Genomic DNA, 19,945 nt, shown 5'->3' on the forward strand with positions numbered 1-19,945 from the left:
CCAGCGGGAGCACGAGCGCGAGCAGGGCGGTGACCGGGAACCCGGCCCGGCGCCTCGCCGGGGCGGCCCGACGGCCGGCAGCGCGGGTCATGGGCGCTCCCTTCTGCGGGTGGGCCCGGCGAGCACCAGCACCAGGAGGAGCGCGAGCGCCTGCAGCACGAGCAGCGCGGTGCGCTGCCAGGAGTCCGGGCCGGTGAGGGCGTCGGGGTCGAGCTCCTGGTCCACGTGCCAGGCCCGCGTCGAGCGGTCCTCGGCGCTGGCCTGGCTCAGACCGTTGGTGGCGTCGAGGGTGGCCGCCACCCGACTGTCCGCAGGAGCCTGCAGCACGACGTACTCGATGCCCTGATCGGCCAGCGCGTTCACCACGGCGGTGGTGGGACGCGAGACGAGGGCCCGGACGGTGGCGGTGAACGCACGGTCCTCCGGGGTGAGCGCCTGGACCTCGTCCTCCCCGACCGTGGTTCCGTCACCCCGGCGCACGGAGTAGCTCACCCCGTCCTCCACGGACCCGTCGAGGATCAGTACGCCGTGGGCGGGACCGAGGGCGGAGCTCTGCACCATGTACGCCGGAACGGCCGGCCGGGCGTCCCCGCTGAGCTGGTTCTCGGCTCCGACCACGAACCAGGCCAGGCCCAGCGCGGGCACCACCGTGAGCACCGTCGCCGTCAGCAGGCCGGCCACCCGGCCGGCACGCCTGCCGCGCTGGCGCAACGCCTCCTGTCCGGCGACCACCACCGCAGTCAGCCAGGCCCCCTGGAGGATGACGACGAAGACCCCCAGCCCCGGCCAAAAGGTGGTCGCGGCCAGCTCCTCCGAGACCTGGGCGAGAACCAGCGCGTTGAGTGCGGCCACCAGCGCCACCAGCCAGCAGATCAGCACCACGACGCGGGACCCTCTGGGCACGAGCGCCAGCACGGCCAGCACCAGCACCGTCACCCCGAGCGGGGTCGGCGCTCCTGTGTCCGCCGCCCGGCCGGTGAGCAGGTCGATCGCCCCGAGCGCGGCGGAGGGGAGCCGGCCGGCCTCCATCAGCAGCCCGGACCAGGCGCCGTCCCGGACCAGCGGCAGCAGCCAGGGGACGAGCAGCACCGGGACCACGGCGAGGGCTGTGGCCGGGGGGCCGAGCACCGACCGGTCCCCCACGGCACGGCGATCGACCAGGAGTCCCAGCACGAGCACGAGGGCCCCCACGCCGAGTGCGAACAGCCACAGGGCCGGGGTGAACGCCGTCGCGAGGGCGAGCAGCAGGCCGGTCCGCCACGCCGCCCGCCAGCGGCGGTCCGGGTCGGGGTCCCCGAAGCCCAGCGCGGCGTGGGCCAGCCACGGCAGCAGCGCCGCGGTGGCCACCGTCCCGAACCGTCCCTCCCCCCAGGCACCGCTCGTGGCCGGCACGAGCGCGAAGGTCGCCGCTCCGCCGACCAGCAGCCACCGGGACACCCCCTGGGGGCTCACCAGGTGGCCGGTCACCCGCAGGAACCGCCACGCCCCCCAGAAGGCGAAGGGGACGGCGAGGAGGAGGAGCGCGGAGACGGCCGCGCCCGCGCTGCCACCCAGCACCGTGGCCAGCACGGCCAGCGCCGGGACGTAGGGCGGTGCCGGGACGTCGGTCCCGGTGAGCAGCGGGTGCCAGTACTCGGCCTGCAGCCGCCACCAGTCACCCGCACCTCCGGGCGCGGGCGACAGGGCACCCCCCGAGACGCGCCCGAACGCCGCCCGGGCCCCGACCAGGGCAAGGACGACGAACGCCGTCGCGGCCACCGCGACCGGGCTGGTGAGGAACCGCGCCACCAGCCCGGTGTCGGTGCCGAGCTCGTCGTCGTCCTCGACGCGCGGCCGGACCGGGTGACCTCCGGCGGCCAGGCCGGCCGCGCGCCGGCGCTCCGCCACGTCCTGCGCCTGGTGGGAGGCCGCCGCGACCAGGTCGCCCACGAGGTCGAGGCCGTGCCGGTAGGGCAGCCACCACGGGGCCAGCAGCGCGCGCACCGTCGCCGGATCGGCCGTCCGGTGCGGCCGGCGCGCGGCGCGGGCCCGCCGGATCTGCCCGGGACGGGCGTAGAGCGACAGCAGTGCGGCCAGCTCGTCGAGCGCCTCGCCCACCGAGCGGACCAGCAGGAACCCGATCATGCGGAGCAGGGTGCCGACCGCCAGCCGGACGGTCTGGAACACCAGTCCGCGGGTCCGGACGTTCGCCAGAAGCGTGTAGAGCGCCGCCCGGCGCTCCTGGTAGTGCGTGTGGCGGCCGGTGAGCGGCGTCCTGCGGGTGCCGCGGTGCGCGGCCTCGGCGTGGAAGACCAGCGCCTGCGGGACGATCAGTGTGGTGTGCCCGGCAGCGGCCGCCCGCCAGCCGAGGTCCAGGTCGTTGCCGAACACCGGCAGGGCCCGGTCCAAGCCGCCGAGCTCGACCAGCACGCTCCTGCGCACCAGCATCCCCGCGGTGTTGACCGCGAGCACGCGGCGCACCTCGTCGTGCTGGCCCTGGTCGTACTCACCCCGCTCCAGCCCGGTCTCTCTGCGGCCGGTGCCGGTGAGCGTCACCCCCACCTCCAGGAGCCTGCGCAGCGAGGGCCACTCACGCAGCTTGGGCCCAAGCACGTCGGCCTCGGGGTGCGCCCGGGCGGCGGCGAGCAGCTCGGCCAGCGCTGTCGGGGCGGGGTTCGCGTCGTCGTGGAGCAGCCAGACCCACTCGACGTCCCCGGCGGCGGCCAGGCCGAGGTCGACGGCCTCGCCGAAGCTGGTGCCGCGGGAGGCGGTGGCGAGGGCGTCCTCGCCCCAGGCGGCCGCGATCAGGTCCGCGCTGTCGTCCTTGCTGCCGGTGTCGACAGCCACCCGACGGTCGGGGTGGGTGGTCTGCTCAGCGATGCCGGTGAGGACGGCCGGCAGCCACCGGGAGCCCCCGTGGCTGACCAGGAGCACGGCGACCGTCACCGCTGCAGCCTACCGGCCGGTCACCACCGACCCGCGGCCACGTCGACCCGGGAGGAGTCTCAGACGGCGCGCTTCTTGAGCTTGCGGCGCTCGCGCTCGGACAGGCCCCCCCAGATACCGAACCGCTCGTCATTGAGCAGGGCGTACTCCAGGCACTCCGCTCGCACGTCGCAGGTCAGACAGACCTTCTTGGCCTCCCTGGTCGAGCCCCCCTTCTCGGGGAAGAACGCCTCCGGGTCGGTCTGAGCGCACAGCGCACGCTCCTGCCAGCCCGCTTCCTCGGCCTCCGGTTCGAGAAGAAACAGTTCCCTCACGGTGCTCGCCCTTTCGACCCGTTGGTGGTGCGCCTGGTTCCCGGTGCCCTGCCGATCCGTCGGCCCCCGGGCCGTCGTGCGAAGCACACTGGGGGAATTACATGCCTGTCGTACCGCGAAAGTCAAGCCTCTGTCTGATATGGGAGGTGGACCGGTCCGGTCGCCACTCCCCCCGTGCGGCACGCTTGCGGCATGCGAGAGATCACGGTGCTGTCCGGGGGGATCGGTGGAGCGCGCTTCCTGCAGGGCCTGCTGCACGGCCTCCGCTCGGGGAGGCTGCCTGGGGTGGACGCGGACGCCACCGTCACGGTGGTGGCCAACACGGCCGACGACTGGTGGGTGCACGGGCTGAAGGTGTGTCCCGACCTGGACACCGTGATGTACACCCTGGGCGGCGGAATCGACGCCGACCGGGGCTGGGGTCGCCGGGAGGAGACCTGGAGCGTGCGGGAGGAGCTCGCGGCGTACGGCGTGGAGCCGACGTGGTTCGGGCTGGGCGACCGTGACGTGGCCACGCACCTGGTCCGCACCCAGCTCCTTGACGCGGGCTACCGCCTCTCCCAGGTGACCAAGGCGCTGTGCCGGCGCTGGGACCCCGGGGTCCGGCTGCTGCCGATGACCGACGACCGGGTCGAGACCCACGTGGCCGTGGCCGACCCGGACTCCCCCAGCGGCCGGCGGGTGGTCCACTTCCAGGAGTACTGGGTCCGGCTGCGTGCCGAGGTCCCCGCCGAGGCGGTCGTCGTGGTCGGGCTGGACGACGCGTCACCCGCGCCGGGCGTGCTGGACGCTCTCACCACCGCCGACCTGGTGCTGGTCCCACCCTCCAACCCCGTCGTGTCGGTCGGCACGATCCTCGGAGTGCCCGGCGTCCGCGACGCCCTGACGGCGACCTCGGCCCCCGTCGTGGGGCTCTCCCCCATCGTCGGCGGCAGCCACGTCCGGGGGATGGCCGCGCAGCTGCTCACGGCGGTCGGCGTGCCGGTGACGGCCTCCGGTGTCGCCCTCCACTACGGGTCCCGGGGCGACGGGGGTGTGCTCGACGGTTGGCTGGTCGACGAGGTCGACGCGGGCCTCGTGCCGGAGGTCGAGGCGGCCGGCGTCGTGTGCCGCGCCGTCCCGCTGATGATGACCGACCACGACGCCACCGCGGCGATGGCTGCGGCCGCCGTGGGACTCGTGCGATGACCGGGTCGTTGTCGGTGCACGCCCCCGACGGCGTCCCGGAGATCGAGCCCGGCACCGACCTGGGGGCGGTGCTGCTCGCCCACCTGGCGCCACGCGACGGCGACGTCGTGGCGGTGACCAGCAAGGTGGTGGCCAAGGCGGAGGGACGGCTCGTGGCCGGCGACCGGGCGGCGGCGGTGGCCGGGGAGACCACACGGGTGGTCGCCCGGCGCGGCGAGACCGTGGTCGTGCGCACCCGGCACGGCCTCACCCTCGCCGCCGCAGGGGTGGACACGTCCAATGTGCCGCCCGGCTGGCTCGCGCTGCTGCCGCTCGACCCCGACCGGTCGGCCCGCAGCCTGCGCGCCGCCGTGCGGGCGCGCACCGGCGCCAACGTGGGGGTGCTGGTCACCGACACCGCGGGCCGCGCCTGGCGGCACGGTCAGACCGACCTGGCGATCGGCGCCGCGGGGCTGGTCCTCCTCGACTCCTACGCCGGGCGGGTCGACGCCTTCGGCAACCGGCTCACGGTCACCGCCCCGGCCGTGGCGGACGAGCTGGCGTCCGCCGCCGAGCTCGCCCAGGGCAAGCTCGCCGGACGACCCTTCGCGCTGCTGCGCGGCCGCGCGGACCTGGTCCTGCCACCCGACGAGCACGGGCCGGGAGCGCGGGCACTGGTCCGGGAGGAGGCCGAGGACCTGTTCGGGTACGGCGCCCGCGAGGCCGTCATCCGCGCCCTGGAGGGCGCGGAGTCCGACCGCGCGGTCTTCGGTGCGCCGGCCACCGCCGACGAGGTCGAGCACGCGCTGCGTCGCGTCCTCGGCCCCGGCACCGTGACCCCGGTCGAGGCGCCTGGGCCCACCGGCCGGACGGCCCTCCGGGTGGCGGGGGACCCGTCGGTGGTCCGCGCGGTGGTGTTCGCCCACGGCTGGCTCGCCGAGACCGATTCCTCCGGATTCGTCCGGATCGCACCACCCGGTCCGTAGACTCTGCGCGACCTGTCTCTTTCGCAGAGGACCTCGCTCGTGGGCAAGAACACCGGGAACGACCGACGCGCCGTCGTGGAGCAGCTGCGCGCCCAGCAGCGCAGCGCGGAACGCTCACGCGGCCTGCTCGTGGTCGGCGTCTCCGTGCTCGTCTCCGTGGCGATCCTCGGGTCGGCGCTCTGGTTCGGGAGCGCGGTGCCCTACGTCGGCAAGAAGTGGTACGACAACAGGGAGTTCGAGCGGCTCGCGCTGGGCTCGATCGGGGCACCCGCCTCGGCCTGCGGGGAGGTCACCACGAAGCCGGCGAACGGCAACCAGCAGCACGTGGCCCCGGGGACCGCACTGAGCTACCCCGACTCACCGCCTGCGTTCGGCAGGCACTACGCCGACTGGGAGAGCATGGACCGCAAGCTCTACACCGCCGACGACCGCCCCCCTCTCGGCAAGCTGGTGCACAACCTCGAGCACGGCTACACGATCTTGTGGTACGACCAGACCGCCGCCGACGACGACGAGATGATGGCCGACATCGAGGCCATCGCGGCGAAGTACAAGGGCACCGACAACTTCCGGCTGAAGTTCAAGGCGGCTCCCTGGCTGTCCACGGACGGCGCCGCCTTCCCCGACGGGCAGCACGTCGCCCTGACGCACTGGTCCGCCGGCGGCGCCTCGGCGGGCGGTACCGGCGAGCAGCAGGGGGTGTGGCAGTACTGCACCGCGCCCAGCGGCGCCGCGGTCCAGGCCTTCATGGCGCAGTACCCCTACCTGGACTCCCCCGAGCCCAACGCGATGTAGGCGCCGTCAGGTCAGGTGGCGCTCGCCGGCGTGCTCGAGCCGGGCGACGATCGTCTTGACGTCCTGCGCCCGTGCGGTCGTGGTGACCAGCAGCGCGTCGCCGGTGTCGATGACGACCACGTCCTCCAGCCCGACCACGGCGACCACCCGGTCGGCCCTGGGGACGACCAGTCCGGTCGAGTCCAGCCCATGGACCAGGGCGGGGTCGCCCAGCACCGTCAGCCCGGGCTCGTCGGTGCCGAGAAGCGTCCGGAGGCTGGCGAAGTCCCCGATGTCCTCCCAGCCGAACGCGGCCGGTACCACCGCCACCCGACCGGCGTCCGCGGCGGGCTCGGCCACCGCGTGGTCCACCGAGATCCGGGGCAGGGTGGGCCAGACCTCCGCCATGCGGGCCGGGTCGGCGGCGATGCCGCGCAGCGCGGCCGCGAAGTGGGGCTGCCCCGCGGCCAGCAGGTCGAGCAGCACCCCTGGCCGGCACAGGAACATCCCGGCGTTCCACCGGAAGTCGCCGCTGGCGCAGTACTCCTCCGCCACCTCGGCCGACGGCTTCTCCACGAAGCGCAGGGCCACGCAGACGCCGGCGTGGCCGGGCAGCGGGTCGCCCAGCCGGATGTAGCCGAAGCCGGTGGCCGGGTGCGTCGGTTCGATCCCGATCGTCACCAGCCAGCCGTCCCGGGCGACCGCCTCGGCGAGCGCGACGCCGGCACGGAAGCCGTGGACGTCGGACACCACGTGGTCGGCGGCGAAGGACCCCATGACCGCGTCCGGGTCCTGCAGCTCGAGCATCGCGGCCGCAAGACCGATGGCCGCCATGGAGTCCCGGGGCGAGGGCTCGGCCACGATCGCACCGGGGGCCAGGTCGGGCAGCTGGGCGCGCACCGCCGCGGCGTGCGCCGCCCCGGTCACCACGAGGAACCGGTCGTCGACCAGCGGGAGCAGCCGCTGGACGGTGCTCTGCAGCAGCGATGCCCCTGAGCCGGTGAGGTCGTGCAGGAACTTCGGGTCCGCCGAGCGGGACAACGGCCACAACCGGGTGCCGGCACCGCCGGAGGGGATCACGGCCCACAGGTGCGGAAGGGATGCCATGACCGCGGAGCCTACGCTGGCCCGGTGACCACCTTCGCCCCCCTGCTGGACCGGCACCTGCGGCGGTCGTCGGGACGCCCCCTGGTGACGTTCTACGACCACGCCACCGGGGAGCGGACCGAGCTCTCCGTCGCCACCTACGCCAACTGGGTGGCCAAGACCGCCGGCCTGCTCGTCGAGGAGTGCGACCTGTCCCGGGGGGACAGGTTGCTGGTGGCCCTGCCGACGCACTGGCTGGCACCGGTGTTCCTGGGGGCCGCCTGGACCCTGGGGGTCCAAGTGGTCTGGGACGGGGACGCCGAGGCCGTGGTGTGCGGCCCGGAGGGCCTGGCGGTGTGGGGACGACGGGCCGCCGAGGTCCCGGTCGTCGCCACCGCCCTGCTGCCGCTGGGGGTGCGCTTCGGCGACCCGCTGCCGGACGGGCTCCACGACTTCGGTGTGGAGGTGTGGTCCCAGCCGGACTCGTTCGTGCCCTGGGACCCGGCGGCCTCCGACGACCTCGCGGTGCCCGGCACCACCCAGGCCGCCCTGTGGCGCGCGGCCACGACGGGGAGCCTGGTGGCCGACGGTGGCCGGCTGCTGACCACGGCCGCACCGGCGTCGCCGACCGGGCTGGCCGGCTTCACCGAGCCGTTCGCCCGCGGCGGCTCGGTGGTGCTGGTCGCGCACCCGGACCCGGACCGGCTGACGGCGACGTGCGCCGTGGAACGGGCTGACGCCCGGTTCCTGCCCGGCGGTCAACCGACCAGGTCGTAGGCGCCCATCCCCTCACCGAGCAGCCACCGGGGCGCGAAGCCGGTCGGGCTGCCGCGCAGCAGCCACAGCAGGCCGGTCGCGCGCTCGCGCACCACGACGTCGGCGTGGCCGTCACCGCTGGCGTCGCCGAGCCCGACCACCCAGTCGTAGCGGGCCAGGCCGACGCTCAGCCGCGAGACGCGGTCGACCAGCCCGCCGGGCCCGTTGCCCGGGTAGAGCAGCAGCGCGGCTCCGCGGCGCAGCACGCTGTCCGGTGCCCCGTCGTCGTCCCAGCGCCCGACCCCGATCTGCCGACCGGCGTCGATGCTGCGGTAGGCCACGTAGCTCGCCCACAGGCCGGCCGTCCCCGCACCCGGGTAGATCCGCATCGCGCCGCCGACGGGCTGGCCCATCAGGTCGGGGAGGCCGTCGCCGGTCATGTCGCCCACCGCGGCGAGCAGCCTGACGTCTCCGAAGCCGGTGCCGATCCGGATCGCCGGGCCGAAGTGCCCGCGCCCGTCCCCCAGGTGCAGCATGAGGGCGCCGGTGGCCGCGCGGCGTGCGACCAGGTCGCCGTGCCCGTCGCGGTCCCAGTCGCCGACGTTGAGGAGCAGGTCGGCCTGTGGGAGCCGCAGCCCGGTGTCGACCGGGGCGCCGGTCTCGTAGCCGCCGGCGTTGCGCAGAAGTACCAGCGCACCGCCCCGGCGACCGACCACGTCCGGGGCACGGCTGCCCGCGACATCGGCCGCGGTGACCCCGTCGAGGCCGCGGACACGCAGGACCCGGCCGACCGGGTGGCCGTAGCCGGCCTCTCCCAGCGAAGGCAGGACCGCGCCCGCCCCGGACACTGACGTCCGCACGAACAGGTCGTCGCGCCCGTCGCGGTTGAAGTCGCCGATCCCGGTGACCTCGGTGAGCCCCGCGAAGTCGCCGGTCACCGGCTGCGGGGCGGCCACGGCCCCGCGGCCGTCGCCTCGGCGCAGCCAGGCGGTTCCCGCCGCATCGACCACCAGCAGGTCGACGTGGCCGTCGCCGTCCGCGTCACCGGCCCCGGTGATGGTCCGGTACGCCGACCAGTCCCCGGCCAGGGCGCGCCGGTCGAAGCCGCCCGTGCCGTCACCCAGGTAGACGTCGAGGCGACCGGTGGCGGGCACCCGGCCGACCAGGTCGTTGTGCCCGTCCTCGTCCAGGTCGCCCACGGCGGCGACCTGGTCCCGGGCGGCGAGGAGGGAGGTCGCCTTGATCGGAGTGCCGTAGCCGCCCGACCCGGTGCCGGGCCAGATCCGGCTCACCCCGTCGGCGCCGCGAACCAGGAGGTCGCCCTCGCCGTCCCCGGTGAGGTCGGGGCTGGCCACCACCGTGTCCTCGGGGGTCAGTCCGGTGGCGACGGTGCGGGCCGGCCGGAAGCGGGTGAGCCCGCCCGTCGGAAGCACGAACACCCGGCGGTCGGCCGCCCGGCGCACCAGCAGGTCAGGCTGCGGGCCGGCGACCAGGTCGGTCTGCCGCTCGCGGCCCGACCAGTCCTGCTGGTCGGCCGCGGCGTAGGCGCGGATCGTCGGCAGCTGCGCGTACAGGTAGCGCCCCGGACAGGCGGTCGAGGCGGCGTCCCGGTGTCCGTTGATCGCCCGGAACACCGAGGGCCCCACGACCTGGCGGGGCGAGCCGGCGGCCACCCCGTGCAGGGACAGCTTCCAGGCGAACAGGGCGCCATAGGCACGCAGCACCTGGTCCGTGGGCTTGGCCGTCTCGTAGTTCCCGATGGCCGACATCGCAAAGGAGTAGTCGTTGTACCCGAGCGTGTGCGCGCCGACCACTGGCCGGTCCACCCCGCCGTAGCGGCCCTCCCAGATCCGGCCGAACCGGTCGACGAGGAAGTTGTAGCCGATGTCGCTCCACCCCCGCGACTGGGTGTGGTAGGCGTAGATGCCCCGCAGCAGCGCGGGGACCTGGGCCCGGGTGTAGTCGTTGGCGTTCACCGTGTGGTGGACGAACCCCGCGTGGACCTCGAAGTAGTGCAGCGATCCCTTGTCGCGCATCGACTCGTCGGCGCCCCACTGGGCGCGGGAGAAGATCTTCGGCTCCGGGGTGTACGTCGCGGCGCGCAGCGCCAGGTCGCCATCGGCGAGGTCCGCGCCGGTCTCCTTCACCGCGTCGTCGTCGGGTGCGCCCGTGGTCAGCGTGCTGGGCAGCTGTGCGGTGTCGATGGCCGGGCGCTCGAGGGCGGTCCGGGTGCTCGCCCCTGGATCGATCACGGCGAGCTTCATGTCGGGGGGCAGCGCGGCGCTCGCCTCGGCCCGGACCTGGACCTGGTCCACCTCGCCGACCAGGAGCGGGTCGGTGCCGGGCCGGGCGTGGCGGCCCTCCGGGCTGTCGGGGTCGGGCCCGTGCTCCTCGTCGTAGGGCAGCTCGGTCCACCCGGACCACACGCTGCCCGTCCGGGTGCGCGCCTGGAAGCCGACCCTGGTGTCGGGGAGCTCCTGCCCGTGCGCCCAGGTGACGCCGACCGCGCCGTACCCGGTGACGACCTGGGGGCGGCTCAGCAGGGTGACCGTGCCGGCCTTGGTCCCGGGGATGACCCTGGCCTGGAGGGTGCCAGCGACGGTCTTGTGCCCGACCGGCGCGGTGAGCAGGTACTCGTCCACCACCGGGTCGACCGCCGTGAGCGGCACCCGCGCGGCGACGGTGCGCAGTGCCGGGTGCGGCTGCGGGGCCCCGGCGCTGGGGGTGCCGACGACCACGTCGAGGCTGATCACGCTGGCGGCCGGGGTCAGCACCGCGAGGACGGCGCCGAGCACCAGCAGCTGCTGGCAGGCGGTCACGAAACGGGCCTGGCCGGGTCTCATCAGAGGCTCCAGTGCGGGGGAAGTTTTCACAGGAGTACCAATCTTCACACCAGCCCCACTGGTCACCGCAAGGGAATCTGAGTAACTACAACTCTGTAATTTCCACTCGACACGCCGAGAGACGCCAGAAATGTACCCCGGCGACGGGGTGCGTGGAGGGGTTACCGTGCCTCCGGCCCTTCGGGAGGGACCCGTCGCAGCCGACCGCTGCCCGGGAAGAGCGCGTCCAGCAGGTTCCCGGTGTGGGCGAACCGACGACACCCGAGGACCTGGACGCACGGCTCGAGGAGCTCCACCGGTCGCTGGAGTCCGCACCCACCGTCGTCAACGACCCGGACGCCGTGAGCCGGACCCGAGGGGCGCTGGTGGCGGCCGCCCGCTGCTGGCTGGGCGCCGGCTGACCCACGACCCGGGGCGCTCAGATGTCTGCGCCGAGCTCCTCGTCCACCGACTCCTCGTCGCTCGAGGGCTGGTCGGTCTCGCTGTCGTCGTCGTACTTGAGGTAGCGGATGCCGGCGTCCACGTCGCCGTCGAAGCCGACCCTGCCCTGCTCCAGGACGATCACCCGGTCGCACATGCGGCGGACCGAGCCGGCCGCGTGGCTCACGTAGACGAGGGTCCGTCCGCTCTCGCGGACCGCCTGCATCCGCTGCATGCACTTGCGCTTGAACGGGCGGTCGCCGACGGCCAGCACCTCGTCGGCCAGGAAGATGTCGGAGTCCACGTGGATCGCGATCGCGAAGCCGAGCCGGGCGGTCTGGCCCGAGCTGTAGTGACCGACCTGGCCGTCGAGCTGCTTGCCGAGCTCGGAGAACTCCACGATGTCGTCGAACTTGCGCCGCGTCTCGGCCTCCGACATGCCCAGGATCGCGGCGTTGAGGTAGATGTTCTCACGGCCGCTGAGCTGGGGGTGGAAGCCGGTGCCGGTCGCGATCAGCCCGGCGATCCGACCGCGTGTGAGCACCTTGCCGGAGTCCGGACGCATGACGCCGTTGATCAGCTTCAGCAGGGTGCTCTTGCCGGAGCCGTTCAGGCCCATCAGCCCGAGGGACTCCCCCTGCTCGACGGTGAAGCTCACGTCGTCGACGGCCTTGAAGGTGTCGCTGATGGTGTTCCCGCGCACCGCCGCCACCGAGATCTGCTTGAGCGTGCGGTGGTACTGCAGGGTGAAGTTCTTGGTGACGTGGTCCACCACGATCGAGGCGCTGTCGCTGGTCACAGTCGCTCCGGGATCCGGTTCTGGTAGCGCGAGAAGATCAGCTGCGCCACTACGACCATGACCAGCGAGATGAGCAGCATGATCCCGCCGCGCAGGTAGAGGTAGTCCGGCATGTCGGTCTTCATGGTCAGGGCGGGATGGTCGGTCGACCCCACCCAGAAGCAGCGCTGCACGAGCAGCACCGCGATCGCCAGCGGGTTGCACAGGTAGAGGTCGGTGTGGCCGTGGAAGCGCACCGCCACCAGCGTGTAGGGGTAGATCATCGGCACGCTGAACCGGATGAAGTTCGTCAGCACGTTGACCCCGTTGCTGATGTCGCGCAGGAAGACGTTCGCGACGCTGAAGACCAGCGCGAGCGAGGTGGCGAAGGCGATCGTGATGGCGAACCCGAGGAGTCCCGCGAGGACCCCCACCGGGTCCGGGAGCCAGCCCACCACGAGCCCGGCGACCGCCATGATCACGATCGAGGGAATGGCGTGGTAGCCCGACACCAGCATCGACGCCACCGGGAACATCTCGCGCGGGACCGCCATCTTCTGCACCACGGCGCGGTTGCGCACGATGGAGCGGGTCCCGGCGTTGAGGGTCTCGGCGAAGAAGTGCACCACGACCAGACCGGCGAACATGTGGATCGCGAAGTTCTGCACGCTCTTGTGCAGGTTGAACAGGATGCCCATCACCACGAAGTAGATGAAGAACTGCGAGAGCGGGTTGATGTAGGACCACATCAGCCCGAGCACCGACCCGGAGTACCTGGCCAGCACCTCGCGGCGTACCAGCAGCTTCAGCAGGTAGCGACGGCGCACCACCTCGAGCAGACCGGTCGTGCTGGCCGGCTCGACCAGGGGTGCGTCCACCCGGTAGGCGGCGGCCTCAGTCATCGGCGGGCTCCAGCCAGGGCCTGAACGTCTCCTCCCACGCCGCGGGCGCGGTGATCTCGCCCAGTGCGGAGCGGTACTCCTCCGCCAGCCTCGGCCACTCACGACGCAGCCTCTGGTGGATCTGCACCGTGCGCCGGAGCAGGTCGAGGAACATCTCCCGGTCCCGCCGGTAGAACGCCGCGGCGGTGCCGTCGGGCATGGACACCACGGCCGAGTCGTAGCGCGCGATCTTGTGCCACTTCGCGTCCTGGGCCATGATCTCGGCCTCGGGATGGGTCTGGGCCAGCTCACGGGGCCGGCGCAGCTGCCGGAGCGGCTGCAGCAGCGCCTGGACGGTCGCCTGCCGCCCGGAGATGACCGGCGCCCCCTCCCGGCCCTTGCGGGGCAGCTTGGTCCGCTTGACCTCCGGGAACGCCTCGGGATCGGACTTGAGCTGGGCGTCCTCGAACCGCGCGGCCAGCGCGCGGATCTCGGGCAGCTTCGTCGACAGCACCTCGTGCAGCCGGCCGGGGCCGGCCAGCACGTCCTCGAGGGCCTGGTGGCGCAGCTCGACCGTGGAGTACTGCATCGAGACCAGGTGCTTGATCTGGTGGTTGAAGCTCTCCTGGACCATCCGGCCGCCGTGGGGGTACTTGGAGTGCAGCAGGGCTGCGATGAACCGGTTGCGGTGGTGGAAGTAGGCCTGCCAGTCCAGGCCGTCGTTCTTGTCGGTCCACGGCACGTGCCACACGGCAGCGCCGGGGAAGGTGACCGTCGGGTAGCCGGCCTCCTTCGCCCGCAGGCCGTACTCCGAGTCGTCCCACTTGATGAACAGCGGCAGGCTCAGGCCGATGTCGCGCAGCACCCGCGTCGGGATCAGGCACATGAACCAGCCGTTGTAGTCCACGTCGATCCTGGCGTGCAGCCAGCGGGTCGAGCGGATGTTGCGGGCCGAGAGGTCCCAGCCGGGGAAGACCCCCGGCGCGGAGCCCCACCAGAAGGTGTACGGCGAGACGCGCTCGCCGAAGCTGTGCAGCTGGGCCTTGGCGTAGATGCTGAACATGTGCCCGCCGACGATCGTCGGGCGTCGGCACAGGTCGCCGAACGTCACGGCCCTGACGATGCCCTCGGTCTCGCACTCGACGTCGTCGTCGAGCATCAGCGCGTAGGTCGAGCGGCCGGCACGCAGCGTCTCGTACTGGACCCGGGCGAACCCGCCGGACCCGCCGATGTTGCCCTGCTCGATGATCCGCAGAGTGTCCCCGAGCAGGCGCGTGGCCTCCGGGAAGAACTCCGAGTCGACCACCTTCTCCTTGCCCTGCTCCATCACCAGGACCTGGTCGAGGTACTCCGCGAGGTGACCGGACTGGCCGAGCTGGCCGAGGAGCTTCGCGCAGAAGTCCTGGCGGTTCATGGTGGTGATTCCGATCGTGACCGTGCCGTGCGCGGCCCGGTCCGCGGGCACCTGCGCGGTCCACTCGGCGGACTCGACGACCGCGTCCTCGTCGGCCGCCACGACGTCGTACCAGTACCACCCGCCGTCGACGAACGGCTTCAGCGGCAGCGAGAAGACGTACTCCCCGGTCCCGGACTCGTTGATCGCCGAGTCCACGCGCTGGGACCGCCCGTTGGCGAGCGAGCGGTAGACGGTCACCGACGCGCCCTGGCCGCTGAGCCGGACGGTCAGGTCGACCTCGTCGACGACCGTCCAGCGTCGCCAGTACGCCGCGGGGAAGGCGTTGAAGTAGGTCCCGAAGGAGACCTTCTCCCCCAGCTTGAGCCGGTACGCCGTGCGGGACTCGATCTGGTCGGGGTGGATCTGGGTCCCCTTGCCCACGGCCTGGCGCATCGCGACGGCGTTGAGCTCCTGCGCCTGGCGGTTGTGGCCGACCTCGTACTTGTCCGCGTCCAGCACGACCGGGTCGGGGTCGATGTAGAGCCGGATCACGTCGGTGTCCCGGTTCGCGGGCATGATCTGGCGCTGGAGCAGCCGGGTCACCGTCGCCGGGCTGGCCGCCGCGACGTCCGTGGCCGTGGTCTGGTCGGTGAGGGTCATGAGTCGATACCTCCGCTCGTCAGCGGCGCACCGTCGGTGAAGTGCGGGCGCAGCTGGTTGTCGAACATGCTCAGCGCAGAGCCGATCGCCATGTGCATGTCGAGGTACTGGTAGGTGCCCAGCCGACCGCCGAAGAGCACCATCGGCTCCTTCTTGGCCAGCGCCCGGTAGCGCAACAGCTTCTCGCGGTCGGCGGGGGTGTTGATCGGGTAGTAGGGCTCGTCACCCTCCTCGGCGAACCGGCTGTACTCGTGCACGATCACGGTCCGGCCCGGCGGGTGCGTGCGCTCGGGGTGGAAGTGCTTGAACTCGTGGATGCGCGTGTAGGGGATGTCGGCGTCGTTGTAGTTCATCACCGAGGTTCCCTGGAAGTCGTCGACGTCGACGACGGACCTCTCCAGGTCCACCGTGCGCCACGACAGCCGCCCCTCGCTGTGCCCGAAGTACTCGTCGACGGGGCCGGTGTAGACGACCGGGACCTTCCCGCGGAACTCGTCGACCACGTCGAAGAAGTCGGTGTCCAGCCGCACCTCGATCAGGGGGTGGTCGGCCATCCTGGTCAGCCACGCGGTGTAGCCGTCGGTCGGCAGCCCTTCGTAGCGGTCGTTGAAGTAGCGGTTGTCGAAGGTGTAGCGGACCGGGAGCCGGGTGATGATGTCGGGGCTCAGCTCTGTCGGGTCGGTCTGCCACTGCTTGGCGGTGTAGCCCTTGACGAACGCCTCGTAGAGGGGCCGCCCGATGAGCGAGATCGCCTTCTCCTCGAGGTTGCGGGCCTGGGCGGTGTCGATCTCGCTCGCCTGCTCGGCGATCAGGGCGCGAGCCTCGTCGGGGGTGTGGGAGCGACCGAAGAACTGGTTGATCAGCCCGAGGTTCATCGGGAACGAGTAGACCTGGCCCTGGTACTTCGCGAACACCCGGTGCTGGTACCCGGTGAACGTGGTGAACCGGTTGACGTACTCCCAGACCCGCTCGTTGGAGGTGTGGAACAGGTGCGCCCCGTAGACGTGCACCTCGATGCCGGTCTCGGGGTCGGCCTCGCTGTAGGCGTTGCCGCCGAGGTGGTGCCGGCGCTCGAGGACGAGCACCTTCAGACCCAGCTCCTGGGCGCACCGCTCGGCGACGGTGAGGCCGAAGAAGCCGGACCCGACGACGACGAGGTCGGGAAGGTCGGCGGCGCCCGGCTCGTTCGGGGACGATCCTGATGAGGACAATGAACAGCACTCCTGGTCGGGTGAGGGCGGCGGCAAGTCTATCGGGGGGAGGTCTGGCCACCCGCATCGCGCGGCATCGCCCGCGCGGCACGGATGGCGCGGATCACGTTGTGGGCCTCCGCGCGACCCCCTCGCCAGGGGCTCAGCGCCACGACCGCGGCGGCGATGGCGTAGGGCTTGGCGCGGACCAGAGTGTTCTCCCCGTGCCGGAAGTGCACCAGGAAGAGGTTGCGGTACATGTAGAACCCCTTCCAGGTGTCCAGCGCGTGCTGCTGGTCGAAGGCCAGCTGCCGGACCAGCACCGCGTCGCGGACCGCCCAGATCCGGAACCCCGCGCGCCGCGCCCGCACCGCGAAGTCGACGTCGTCGTAGAAGATGAAGTACGCGGGGTCGGGCAGCCCGATGACGTCGATCACCCGGCGGTGGACCATGAACCCCTCGAAGGCGACGTTCTCGATCTGCACCCGCTCGGGCAGCGCGGCACGGGTCGCGTAGACGGACTCCACGCTGGAGCGCTTCGGCCGGACGGCGTGCGGCCGGCGCAGGTCGAAGTGGACGGCCGCCTTCTCCACCAGGCGCCCCTCCCGGTCCTCACGCACCGCCATCAGGCAGGACTCGTCGTGCTGGACGAGCACAGCCAGGCAGTCGGGCGCGGGCACGACGTCGTCGTCCATCAGCCAGATCCGGTCGTGGCCGGCGCGGTAGGCCTGCTCCACCCCCAGGTGGAAGCCGCCGGCGCCGCCGAGGTTCTCGGTGCTGTGGGTGACCCGCAGCGGGAGGTCCGGGCGCGACTCCAGCACTGCCCGGGTGTGGTCGCTGCTGGCGTTGTCGACGACGTAGACGGCGTCGGGCGGCCGGGTCTGGGCGGCCAGTCCGTCGAGCATGCGGCGCAGCAGGTCGGCCCGGTTGTGGGTGACCACGACGACGGCGACGGACTCGGTCACCGGAGGAACCTCTCGTGCCCGGTGAACCGACCGCGCAGGCCGTCGAGCATGGCATGGGTGCTGAGCCGCAACCGGGCGAGGCTGGGCCGGGTGAAGGTGTAGAACCAGAGGGTCTTCAGCGCGAAGGCGGCGGCGTGTGCGGACCCGTGGTACTCGCGCAGGTTCACCACGTTGTTGCGTGCCATGCAGTAGTGCTTGAGGTCGCTCGGGCTGTGGTTGTAGGTGCTCCTCCCGAAGGCCATCGGGGTGCCGAGCTCGTCGGTCGCGGGGTGGAGGAAGTGCGCGTCGACGACGGTCGCCACCCGGGCTCCGGCCTGCCGGGCCCGCCACAGGTACTCCACGTCGTCGCCCCAGATGAAGAAGTCCTCGCGGACCAGTCCGATCCGCTGCACGAGCTCCCGGGTCACCAGGACCCCGTTGAAGGGGATGACGATGTCGGTCAGCAGCCCGTCGCGGGCCGCCGCCCGGACGTCGGCCATCCGGTGCACCACGGTAGCGGTGCCGGGCATCCGGATCGGGAAGCAGAGCCGCGACGGGTCCTGCTCGGCCAGCACCGCGGGACCCCAGAAGTCGAAGCTGCCGACGTGCTCCAGCAGGAGGGCCAGGCAGTCCTGCTCCGGCAGCCCGTCGTCGTCCATCAGCCAGACCAGGTCGGCACCCTGCTGGAGGGCCCAGCCCAGACCGGCGTGGAAGCCGCCCGCCCCGCCCCGGTTGCGGTCCAGGGTGCGGTGCCGTACGGCGGGCCCCCCGCTGTCGGTGGCCAGCGAGGCCAGCCACGCCGCCGTTCCGTCCGTCGAGGCGTTGTCGACCACCAGCACCTCGGCCAGCGCGGGGATCTCCCGCAGCCGGGCCACCAGCCGCTGGAGCAGCGCCAGCCGGTTGAACGTGACCACCACGGCGACGACGCGCGGGGCACCTGGCTGGGACACGCCTGCCACCCTACGGCCCGCCGAGCGGCGCTCCGGCCGCCACGGTGGTGTGGGTCGTGCCACGTGGCGGCGGGGTGCTCAGCAGGTCGCGGCGAGGTCGTTGGACTGGTTGGCGGCGTACCCGTCGGACAGGGAGCCCACCGAGCCTCCCGTCACCGGCTGGCCGCCCGGGCGCCGGTGCCGGCCGCCTGTCGCCGGCGCTCCGTTCTCGGAACGGTCGATGGCAGCGGCGATCGCCTCGTGGACCACGTCCATGTCGGGTTCCGCGGTGTTGATCAGCGGCGGGACCAGCGAGACCGTCCCGATGCTCTGGCTCCGCGCACGCAGGGCGAGCTCGACGAACCGGCCGACCTCGCCCCTCGGCAGGTTGGTCGAGACCATGGCGCTGCCGGCCCGGGCGATGTCGGAGAAGTTGCGGATCGCGGTCTGCGGGCTGACCTGCTGGAGCATGGCGCTCATCACGCACTTCTGCCGGGCCATGCGGGAGTAGTCGTCGGAGCCCTCACGCGCGCGGGCGAACCAGAGCGCGTCGTGGCCGTCGAGCCTGCGGACGCCCGGTTTGATGTAGCCGGTGACGTCGTCGCCCAGCCCGCCCACAGGGATGGCCTCGCGCACCCGCAGGGTGACGCCGCCGAAGGCGTCGACCAGGTCCTTGAACCCCTCGAGGTTCACCATCGCCCAGTAGTTGATCCGGAGGTCGGTGATCCCCTCGACGGCCATGATCGTCGCGTCGATCCCCGGGTTCTCCGACTTCGGGAACAGCTCCCTGTGGTCCCCCACCCAGGTGCTGACGCCGTTGAGGTAGCAGTCGGGGCAGTCGAAGCCGTCGGGGAACTGCCTGGCCATCACCGTCCCCTCGCGGAACGGGAAGTGGGCCATGTTGCGGGGCAGGCCGATCAGCACCGTCTTGCCGGTGCGGGCGTCGATGCTGGCCACGGTCATCGAGTCGGTGCGCAGTCCCCAGCGGCCGGCGCCGGAGTCACCGCCGAGCAGCAGGATGTTGTAGCGGCCGTCGTGGGCGCCGCTCGCGCTGCCGTCCCCGAACATGGTGATCATCAGGTCGCGCTGCACCGTGACCAGGTGGGCGCCGAACAGCAGCGCCCCCGCGACCGTGAGGGACAGGAAGCCGTTCAGCCCGACGACGGTGAGGCGCTGGTTCTGCTGGAGGGACAGTGGCCGGCCCAGCCGCCAGGCGTCGACGAACAGCCCGGCCCAGCCGACGGCCGCGGCGACCAGCACCACCCGGAGGAGTCCGAGCAGGTGCGTGTTCGAGGCCAGGGTGAAGGCGAGCTCGTGGTGCACGACCACGGCCAGCCCGGTCAGCAGCCCGAGGAGGACGAGCGCGGCCCAGATCCGCAGCGCGAGGCGCCCGAGCCGCTTGTCGCCGGCCACCAGCTGGGCCGACCCGGGCAGGAGCAGCGTCATCAGCATCAGCGCCACCGCCCGCCGGAAGCGGACCCGCGCGGCGCGGTCGGCGCTGGTGGCTCGCGGGCGCGTGTGGTGCTCGTCGAGCCCGGGGGAAGGACGGGCCTGCATCGAGACGCCTCTCGGGAGGAAGTGGTGAGTGAAAGTCAGTATCACCAGCCTCACCGGTCACAGTGGTTCAGACGCGCCGCAGCGGCCCGGAAACTGGTCCGCGCTACCGTCTGCGGCATGACCGAGCGCCCCCGGGGCGGCGGACGCCCCGAGGAGGGCACGCCCGAGTACGAGTGGCTGTACGGCTCCGGCGCCCCGCCGGACCCTGACGCCACCCGGCGGATCCCCGGCACTCCACCCGGCGACCCGGACGCCACCCGGCTGATGCCCACCCAGCCGCAGGCCGGTCGGCCGGCGCCACCCCCCGGTCCGCCCCGTCAGCCGTCGCAGCAGGGGTCG

The 19,945-nt window shown here is 72.7% G+C and carries 16 protein-coding genes, 1 tRNA gene and 1 pseudogene; 7 read left to right on the forward strand and 11 right to left on the reverse strand.

The window, feature by feature from the left end:
* Positions 1-87 precede the first annotated feature (87 nt).
* The gene (locus PLP61_RS05785; protein WP_324501267.1) at positions 88-2,925 is read right to left on the reverse strand and encodes a glycosyltransferase; all 2,838 of its coding nucleotides are present in this window, start codon (positions 2,923-2,925) and stop codon (positions 88-90) included.
* 59 nt (positions 2,926-2,984) lie between these two features.
* Positions 2,985-3,239: a WhiB family transcriptional regulator gene (locus PLP61_RS05790; RefSeq protein ID WP_324501269.1), complete on the reverse strand. Its 255-nt coding sequence runs from the start codon at positions 3,237-3,239 to the stop codon at positions 2,985-2,987.
* A 192-nt stretch (positions 3,240-3,431) separates the two neighbouring features.
* Here PLP61_RS05790 and cofD point away from each other — a divergent pair, with 192 nt between their 5' ends.
* Genes cofD through PLP61_RS05805 form a run of 3 tightly spaced genes read left to right on the forward strand, consistent with a single transcriptional unit; the run spans position 3,432 to position 6,187 of the window.
* Positions 3,432-4,427 (forward strand): 2-phospho-L-lactate transferase, encoded by a 996-nt coding sequence (gene cofD / locus PLP61_RS05795; protein ID WP_324501271.1) that lies wholly within the window; start codon positions 3,432-3,434, stop codon positions 4,425-4,427.
* Positions 4,424-5,392 (forward strand): coenzyme F420-0:L-glutamate ligase, encoded by a 969-nt coding sequence (gene cofE / locus PLP61_RS05800; protein ID WP_324501273.1) that lies wholly within the window; start codon positions 4,424-4,426, stop codon positions 5,390-5,392. Before cofD ends, cofE begins: the two co-directional genes overlap by 4 nt.
* A gap of 39 nt (positions 5,393-5,431) precedes the next feature.
* Positions 5,432-6,187: a DUF3105 domain-containing protein gene (locus PLP61_RS05805; RefSeq protein WP_324501275.1), complete on the forward strand. Its 756-nt coding sequence runs from the start codon at positions 5,432-5,434 to the stop codon at positions 6,185-6,187.
* 6 nt (positions 6,188-6,193) lie between these two features.
* On the opposite strand, the gene PLP61_RS05810 is transcribed toward PLP61_RS05805, so the two are convergent.
* Positions 6,194-6,757, reverse strand: a complete 564-nt coding sequence (locus PLP61_RS05810; protein ID WP_324501277.1) for a sugar phosphate nucleotidyltransferase — start codon at positions 6,755-6,757, stop codon at positions 6,194-6,196.
* 14 nt (positions 6,758-6,771) lie between these two features.
* Here PLP61_RS05810 and PLP61_RS05815 point away from each other — a divergent pair.
* Positions 6,772-6,849: transfer RNA gene (locus PLP61_RS05815), tRNA-OTHER, on the forward strand.
* A gap of 448 nt (positions 6,850-7,297) precedes the next feature.
* Positions 7,298-8,029, forward strand: coding sequence for a TIGR03089 family protein (locus PLP61_RS05820; RefSeq protein ID WP_324501279.1), 732 nt, complete (start codon positions 7,298-7,300; stop codon positions 8,027-8,029).
* Here the strand turns inward: PLP61_RS05820 and PLP61_RS05825 are convergent.
* Positions 8,011-10,851: an FG-GAP-like repeat-containing protein gene (locus PLP61_RS05825; protein ID WP_324501281.1), complete on the reverse strand. Its 2,841-nt coding sequence runs from the start codon at positions 10,849-10,851 to the stop codon at positions 8,011-8,013. The two genes, PLP61_RS05820 and PLP61_RS05825, sit on opposite strands and share 19 nt — an antisense overlap.
* A 242-nt stretch (positions 10,852-11,093) precedes the next feature.
* Here PLP61_RS05825 and PLP61_RS05830 point away from each other — a divergent pair, with 242 nt between their 5' ends.
* Positions 11,094-11,252, forward strand: a complete 159-nt coding sequence (locus PLP61_RS05830) for a hypothetical protein (protein WP_324501283.1) — start codon at positions 11,094-11,096, stop codon at positions 11,250-11,252.
* 17 nt (positions 11,253-11,269) lie between these two features.
* Here PLP61_RS05830 and PLP61_RS05835 read toward each other — a convergent pair whose 3' ends face one another.
* From PLP61_RS05835 to PLP61_RS05865, 7 genes are all read right to left on the reverse strand, one after another.
* A complete protein-coding gene (locus PLP61_RS05835) occupies positions 11,270-12,070 on the reverse strand; it encodes an ABC transporter ATP-binding protein (RefSeq protein WP_324501285.1) in 801 nt (266 codons plus the stop codon).
* On the reverse strand, positions 12,067-12,951 hold the full coding sequence (locus tag PLP61_RS05840; protein ID WP_324501287.1) for an ABC transporter permease: 885 nt from the start codon (positions 12,949-12,951) through the stop codon (positions 12,067-12,069). Before PLP61_RS05840 ends, PLP61_RS05835 begins: the two co-directional genes overlap by 4 nt.
* Positions 12,944-14,986, reverse strand: a complete 2,043-nt coding sequence (locus tag PLP61_RS05845) for a glycosyltransferase (protein WP_324501289.1) — start codon at positions 14,984-14,986, stop codon at positions 12,944-12,946. The genes PLP61_RS05840 and PLP61_RS05845 overlap by 8 nt, the downstream gene beginning before the upstream one ends.
* A complete protein-coding gene (gene glf / locus PLP61_RS05850; protein ID WP_324501291.1) occupies positions 14,983-16,197 on the reverse strand; it encodes a UDP-galactopyranose mutase in 1,215 nt (404 codons plus the stop codon). The genes PLP61_RS05845 and glf overlap by 4 nt, the downstream gene beginning before the upstream one ends.
* Positions 16,198-16,235: 38 nt before the next feature.
* On the reverse strand, positions 16,236-17,141 hold the full coding sequence (locus tag PLP61_RS05855; protein ID WP_324501293.1) for a glycosyltransferase family 2 protein: 906 nt from the start codon (positions 17,139-17,141) through the stop codon (positions 16,236-16,238).
* Positions 17,138-18,070, reverse strand: coding sequence for a glycosyltransferase family 2 protein (locus PLP61_RS05860; RefSeq protein WP_324501295.1), 933 nt, complete (start codon positions 18,068-18,070; stop codon positions 17,138-17,140). Before PLP61_RS05860 ends, PLP61_RS05855 begins: the two co-directional genes overlap by 4 nt.
* Positions 18,071-18,148: 78 nt before the next feature.
* Positions 18,149-19,606: an LCP family protein gene (locus PLP61_RS05865; protein WP_324501297.1), complete on the reverse strand. Its 1,458-nt coding sequence runs from the start codon at positions 19,604-19,606 to the stop codon at positions 18,149-18,151.
* A 117-nt stretch (positions 19,607-19,723) separates the two neighbouring features.
* On the opposite strand from PLP61_RS05865, the pseudogene PLP61_RS05870 reads away from it, so the two are divergent.
* Positions 19,724-19,945: pseudogene (locus PLP61_RS05870) on the forward strand (LCP family protein); the annotation flags it as partial.

This window comes from Nocardioides sp. (assembly GCF_035429765.1).
Lineage (GTDB): Bacteria > Actinomycetota > Actinomycetes > Propionibacteriales > Nocardioidaceae > Nocardioides.